This is a genomic window from Mycobacterium parascrofulaceum ATCC BAA-614, from assembly GCF_000164135.1.
Classification (GTDB): Bacteria; Actinomycetota; Actinomycetes; order Mycobacteriales; family Mycobacteriaceae; genus Mycobacterium; species Mycobacterium parascrofulaceum.
Genome location: NZ_GG770554.1, coordinates 717957 through 724166, shown reverse-complemented (window position 1 = coordinate 724166; position 6210 = coordinate 717957). Strand labels below are relative to the sequence as shown.

General features: G+C 70.6%; 5 protein-coding genes and 1 riboswitch. Of the genes, 3 read left to right on the top strand and 2 right to left on the bottom strand.

Annotation, left to right across the window (positions count from 1 at the left end; translation table 11 throughout):
* Positions 1 to 314, top strand: a 314-nt coding sequence (locus HMPREF0591_RS13450) for an HNH endonuclease signature motif containing protein (RefSeq protein ID WP_007169120.1), incomplete at its 5' end; no start/stop codon positions are given.
* A 14-nt stretch (positions 315 to 328) separates the two neighbouring features.
* On the opposite strand, the gene HMPREF0591_RS13445 is transcribed toward HMPREF0591_RS13450, so the two are convergent.
* Together HMPREF0591_RS13445 and pruA are read right to left on the bottom strand one after the other, a co-directional pair.
* Positions 329 to 1291 carry a proline dehydrogenase family protein gene (locus HMPREF0591_RS13445; protein WP_007169119.1) on the bottom strand — a complete coding sequence of 321 codons (963 nt, stop codon included), beginning with the start codon at positions 1289 to 1291 and terminating at the stop codon, positions 329 to 331.
* Positions 1291 to 2922 (bottom strand): L-glutamate gamma-semialdehyde dehydrogenase, encoded by a 1632-nt coding sequence (gene pruA, locus HMPREF0591_RS13440; protein ID WP_040622798.1) that lies wholly within the window; start codon positions 2920 to 2922, stop codon positions 1291 to 1293. Before pruA ends, HMPREF0591_RS13445 begins: the two co-directional genes overlap by 1 nt.
* 82 nt (positions 2923 to 3004) lie before the next feature.
* Between pruA and HMPREF0591_RS13435 the strand changes: the two genes are divergently transcribed.
* Both HMPREF0591_RS13435 and HMPREF0591_RS13430 read left to right on the top strand, forming a co-directional pair.
* Positions 3005 to 4615, top strand: coding sequence for a PucR family transcriptional regulator (locus HMPREF0591_RS13435; protein WP_007169117.1), 1611 nt, complete (start codon positions 3005 to 3007; stop codon positions 4613 to 4615).
* A gap of 35 nt (positions 4616 to 4650) precedes the next feature.
* Positions 4651 to 4840: riboswitch (cobalamin riboswitch) on the top strand.
* A 155-nt stretch (positions 4841 to 4995) separates the two neighbouring features.
* On the top strand, positions 4996 to 6210 hold a 1215-nt coding region (locus tag HMPREF0591_RS13430; protein ID WP_007169116.1), incomplete at its 3' end, for a PPE family protein.

Sequence of the window (6210 nt, the reverse complement as noted above, 5' to 3'; positions counted from 1 at the left end):
CCAAGGACCGTGGCTGTAGCAAACCGGGCTGCGACGCACCCGCCTACCACACCCAGGTCCACCACGTCAGGGGCTGGCAAGCCACCCGCCGCACCGACATCGACGACCTCACCCTGGCCTGCGGACCCGACAACCGCCTCGCCGAAACAGGCTGGACCACCCGCACCAACGCCCGCGGCGAAACCGAATGGATCCCCCCACCCCACCTGGATCGCGGCCAACCCCGCACCAACACCTACCACCACCCCGAACGATTCCTCTACGAGGATGGCGACGACGACGGCAGCGACGACGACGGCGACGACCCCGGTTGAACCCGGTCCTGGCCCTAGTGGCCGCGCTGCGCCAGCGCCCGCAGGAAGAACGTCAGGTTGGCGGGCCGCTCGGCCAGGCGGCGCATGAAGTACCCGTACCACTGGGTGCCGAACGGCACGTAAACGCGGACCCGGTTGCCGGATTCCGCCAGGCGTCGCTGCTCGTCGTCGCGGATGCCGTACAGCATCTGGTACTCGAAATCGGGCGCGCCGCGGCCGGCTTCGCGCGCCAGAGCCGGCACCGCCTCGATGATCGCCGGGTCGTGGGAAGCCACCATCGGGTAGCCGGAGCCGGCCATCAGCACGCGCAGGCAGCGCAGGTAGGAATCGGTCACCGCGTCGGGATCGCGGTAGGCCACCGACGCCGGCTCGTCGTAGGCGCCCTTGCACAGCCGGATCCGCGCCCCGGCCGCCGCAAAGGCCTCGCAGTCGCCGGGCGTGCGCCGCAGATAGGCCTGCAAAGCAACGCCTAGCCAACCGAATTCGGCCCGGAGGTCGCGGACGATCGTCAGCGTCGAGTCTGTCGTGGTGTGGTCTTCGGCGTCCACCGTCACCCACACGCCGGCCCGCCGCGCCGCCTCGCAGATCGCGAAGGCATTGTCCCGCGCGATCTTCTCGCCGTCGCGGTCGAGCGACTGCCCCAGCGCCGACAGTTTCAGCGACACCTCGAGCGGCCGCACGCCGGCGTGTTCGCCGAACCGGGCCAGGCGAGCGATCAGGTCCAGGTAGACCCGCACCGCCGCATCGGCGTCGTCGGCGGTGGTGACGTCTTCACCGAGGTAATCGAGGCTGACGTAGCGGCCGGAAACACGAAGCGCCGCAACGCTGTCCAGCGCGCTGTCGATCGTCTCGCCGGGAACGAAGCGGTGCACCACGCGGCGGGTGACCGGCAGCCCTTCGGCGGCCCGACGCAGCCCGGGGTGCCGGCTGGCGGCGATGATTGCCGGCCGCAGCGTGCTGGCGAATGCGCGGCCCATCAGTCGGCCGCCATGTGCGGATAGGTGTGGTGCGTCGCCGGGACGAACGTCTCCTTGATGGTGCGGGCCGACGTCCAGCGCAACAGGTTCAGCACCGACCCCGCCTTGTCGTTGGTGCCCGAGCCGCGCGAGCCGCCGAACGGCTGGCGCCCGACCACCGCGCCCGTCGGCTTGTCGTTGACGTAGAAGTTGCCGGCGGCGAACCGCAGGCGCTCCTGCGCGGTCAGCACCGCCTCGCGGTCGTCGGCGATCACCGCACCGGTCAGCGCATACCGCGACCCGGTGTCGATCACGCCGAGGATGCGCTCGTAGTCGTCGTCGGGGTACACGTGCACCGCCAGCAGCGGACCGAAGTACTCGGTGGCGAACGACTCGTCGGCCGGGTCGTCGGAGAGCAGCACCGTGGGGCGCACGAAATAGCCGACGCTGTCGTCGTATTCGCCGCCCACGGCGATGGTGACGTGGGCGGCGCCCTTCGCCCGCTCGAGGGCCTCGACGTTCTTGGCGAACGCGCGCTCGTCGATCAGCGCGCCGCCGTAGTTGGTCAGGTCGGTCACGTCGCCGTAGCGCAGCGCGGCCGTCTCTCCCAGGAAGTCATCGCCGATCCGCCGCCAGACCGAATGCGGGACGAAGGCGCGCGACGCGGCGGAGCATTTCTGCCCTTGGTAGTCGAACGCGCCGCGGATCAGCGCGGTGCGCAGCACGTCCGGCCGCGCCGAGGGGTGGGCCACCACGAAGTCCTTGCCGCCGGTCTCGCCGACCAGCCGCGGATAGCTCTGGTAGCGGCCGATATTGGCGCCCACCTGCTGCCAGAGGCGCTGGAAGGTGGCCGTCGACCCGGTGAAGTGGATGCCGGCCAGCCGCGGGTCGGCCAGCGCCACCTCGGAAACGGCGAAGCCGTCGCCGGTGACCAGATTGATCACACCGGGCGGCAAGCCGGCGGCCTCGAGCAGTTGCATGGTCAGGTACGCCGACAGCGTCTGGGTGATCGACGGCTTCCACATCACGGTGTTGCCCATCAGCGCCGGCGCGGTCGGCAGGTTGCCGGCGATCGAGGTGAAGTTGAACGGCGTGATGGCATAGACGAATCCGTCCAGCGGGCGGTAGTCGCTGCGGTTCCATTCGCCGGGTCCGCTGATCGGCTGCTGCGCGAGAATTTGGCGCGCGAACGCGACGTTGAAGCGCCAGAAGTCGATCTGCTCGCAGGGCGAGTCGATCTCGGCCTGGTACGCCGATTTCGACTGGCCGAGCATCGTCGCGGCGGCGATCTTCTCCCGCCACGGGCCGGCGAGCAGGTCGGCCGCCCGCAAGAACACGGCCGCGCGTTCGTCGAACGGCATGGCCGCCCAGACCCTCTTCGCGGCCATCGCGGCGTCGATCGCCGCCGCCGCATCGGCGTGGACGGCGTTGGTCAGGGTGCCCAGCCTGGCGGCGTGCCGATGGGGCTGGACGACGTCGACGCCGTCACCGTCGCCCATCCGGTGTCTACCGCCGATGACATGCGGGAGGTCGATCGGGTGGTCGGCCAGCGCGGCCAATTCGGCGCGCAGCCGGCCCCGTTCGGGCGAGTGCGGCGCGTAGTCGTGGACCGGCTCGTTGGCCGGCAACGGCACCTCGGTGATCGCATCCATGCTTGCCAGGATCCCCGCCGGCGCGGCCCGCGGGATTAGCCGATCGGACAACACTCTGTCCAGTCAGTAGTAGGATCGGACAATGGCCGGTGTGGGGCTGGGTCAATTGTTACTCGCGCTGGACGCGACCCTGGTCAGCCTGGTGGAATCGCCGCGCGGGCTGGACCTTCCGGTAGGTTCGGCCGCGCTGATCGACAGCGACGACGTGCGGTTGGGTCTGGCGGCCGCCGCGGGCTCGGCCGACGTGTTCTTCCTGCTGGGCATCGGCTCGGAGAACCAAGACGAGGCGCTGCGGTGGATGGACAGGCAGGCGCGTGATCGCGTCCCGGTGGCGATCTTCGCCAAGGATCCCTCGGCCGCCTTGGTGGGCGCGGCGGTCGCGGCCGGCTCCGCCGTGGTGGCCGTCGAGCCGCGGGCCCGCTGGGAGCGGCTCTACCAGTTGGTGAATCACGTCCTGGAGCACCACGGCGACCGCGCCGACGCGACCGAGGACTCGGGCACCGACCTGTTCGGCCTGGCGCAATCGCTGGCCGACCGCATCCACGGCATGGTCAGCATCGAGAACGCCCAATCACACGTGCTGGCGTATTCGGCGTCCAACGACGAAGCCGACGAACTGCGCCGCCTATCCATCCTGGGCAGGGCGGGGCCGCCCGAGCATCTCGAATGGATCGGCCAGTGGGGCATTTTCGATGCGTTGCGGGCGAGCGACGGGGTGGTGCGCGTGGCCGAGCGCCCGGAGCTGGGCCTGCGCCCGCGGCTGGCCGTCGGGATCTATCAGCCCGCGGTGGACCCCTCGCGCCCGCCGGCGTTCGCCGGCACCATCTGGGTGCAGCAGGGCGCGCAACCGCTGGCCGCCGACGCGGAGGAGGTGTTGCGGGGGGCGGCGGTGCTGGCCGCGCGCATCATGGCGCGGCTGGCGGCCCGGCCGTCCACGCACACGCGACGGGTGCAGCAGCTGCTGGGCCTGATCGACGGCGAACCGGACGTGGCCGCCGTCGCCGGCGAACTCGGCCTCGCCGCCGACGGCGACGCCGCGCTGATCGGCTGGGACACCGACACCAAGGCCGACACCGCGACGGGCACCGCGCCGCGAAGGGCGCGGTTGGCCGACGTAATGGCGCTCAGCGCCAGCGCTTTTCGGCGGGATGCGCAGGTGGCCGCGCGTGGCCCGCGAATCTATGTGCTGTTGCCCCAGACGCAGACCCGCGCGGCGACCTCGTGGGTCCGCGGCACCATGTCCGCGATGCGCGACGAGCTGGGGGTGCAGCTGCGGGCCGCGATCGCCGCTCCGGCCGGGCTCGGCGAGATCGGCGCGGCGCGCATCGAGGTGGATCGCGTGCTGGACAGCGCTGCGCGCCATCCCATTTCGGTCGGGCAGGTGACGTCGCTGGCCGAGGCGCGCACCACCGTCCTGCTCGACGAAATTCTCACCATGGTCGGCCGCGAGCAGCGCCTGGTCGATCCGCGGATCGCTGACCTGTGCGTGCGGGAGCCCGCGCTGGCCGAGACCCTGCGGGTGTACCTGGACAGCTTCGGCGACGTCGGCGCCGCCGCGCGGTCGCTGCACGTGCACCCCAACACGGTGCGTTACCGCGTGCGGCGCGTCGAGGAATTGCTGTCGACGTCATTGGCCGATCCCGACGTGCGGCTGCTGTTTTCGCTCGGCCTGCGGGTCGCGGGGAACGGGTAACGCCGTCCACGCCGAGAGCTTTCGAATGATTTGCTGGCTTTTGGGCGCGACCGATGCAACAATGCGACCCGTAAGGTGATGACGATGCAGGAAGCCGGTGCGAATCCGGCGCGGTCCCGCCACTGTCATCGGGGAGCGACCCTCAGCGGCCACGGCTGAAAAGCTGGAAGGCGAGGCGAGCAGCGATCCGAGAGCCAGGACACTCGCGTCATCGCGTCCTGCGACCCGGGGCGGCGTACCCCGAGAGAGCTGTCAACGTCCATGTCACGTCCTGCATGGGTGGCCGTCGTCGTCGCCACCGGTCCTGCCCCCATCCGTCGCTTCTCACCTGAAAACCCCCATCCCACATCCGGTTTCCCCGCCACCGAGGTGGCCGAGCGATGACCGCGCCGATTTGGCTGGCCTCGCCGCCCGAGGTGCATTCCGCGCTGCTCAGCAGCGGGCCGGGGCCCGGGTCGCTGCTGGCCGCCGCGGCGGCATGGGGTTCCCTCAGCGCCGAATACGCCGGGGCCGCCGACGATCTCGCCGCGCTGTTGGGCGCGATGCAATCCGGAAGCTGGGAGGGCCCGACCGCGCAGTCCTGTGTGGCCGCGCACGCGCCCTACCTGGCGTGGCTGGCGCGGGCGAGCGCCGACGGCGCGGCCATGGCCGTCCGGCACGAGAGCGCGGCCACCGCCTACTCGGCCGCACTGGCGGCCATGCCGACCCTGTCCGAGCTGGCGGCCAACCACGCCACCCACGCCGCCTTGGTGGCGACCAATTTCCTTGGCCTCAACACCATTCCGATCGCGCTCAACGAGGCCGACTACGCGCGGATGTGGGTGCAAGCCGCCACCGTGATGACCACCTATCAGGGCGTTGCCACCGCCGCAGTGGCCACCGCACCGCCAACGGAACCGGCGCCGCGGGTCATGACCGCCGACGCACCGGCGGCCGCTTCCGTTGCGCCGGCGTCGCCCCCCGACCGGCAGGACGCGGTGCTGGACTGGCTGGACAGGATCGGCTTCACCGACTTCTACAACAAGTTCATCCAGCCGCTGATCGACCGGCTGTTGAACAACCCGATCTTTTCGGCGCTGTTCTCCGGATTCGACCCCTGGCTGCCGGTTCTCGGGAATCCGCTGAGCTTTCTGAACCCCTTCAACATCGCGTTCGCGCTCGGCTATCCGATGGATTTCGGCTCCTACTTCGCCTATCTGGCGCAGACCTTTGCCTTCATCGCGGCCGATCTTGCGGCGGCATTCGCCTCGGGCAATCCCGCGACCATCGCGTGGACCCTGTTGTTCACCGCCGTCGAAGCCATCGGGACGATCATCACCGATACCATCGCGCTGCTGAAGACGTTACTCGAGCAGATGATCGTGCTGATCCCGGTCCTTCTTCCGCTGCTGACGGTCACGGTGGTTCCGCTGGTGGTGCCGACCCTGGTCGGGGGCCTCGCGGGGTTGACGAGCTTGGCCGGGCTGCACGCCATTCCGGTGCCGCCGGTCGTGCCAGCCCCTTCGTTGGTCCCGGCCGCGCTGGCACCCACCCCGCCACCCACGCCGGCCCCGGCCCCGGCCACCCCGCCGTCCCCCACGGCCGCGCCCGCCGCG

Excerpts from the sequence above, each read along its gene's own strand:
- HMPREF0591_RS13445 (WP_007169119.1), bottom strand. The coding sequence starts at position 1,291 with ATGGGCCGCGCATTCGCCAGCACGCTGCGGCCGGCAATCATCGCCGCC.
- pruA (WP_040622798.1), bottom strand. The coding sequence starts at position 2,922 with ATGGATGCGATCACCGAGGTGCCGTTGCCGGCCAACGAGCCGGTCCAC.
- HMPREF0591_RS13435 (WP_007169117.1), top strand. The coding sequence starts at position 3,005 with ATGGCCGGTGTGGGGCTGGGTCAATTGTTACTCGCGCTGGACGCGACC.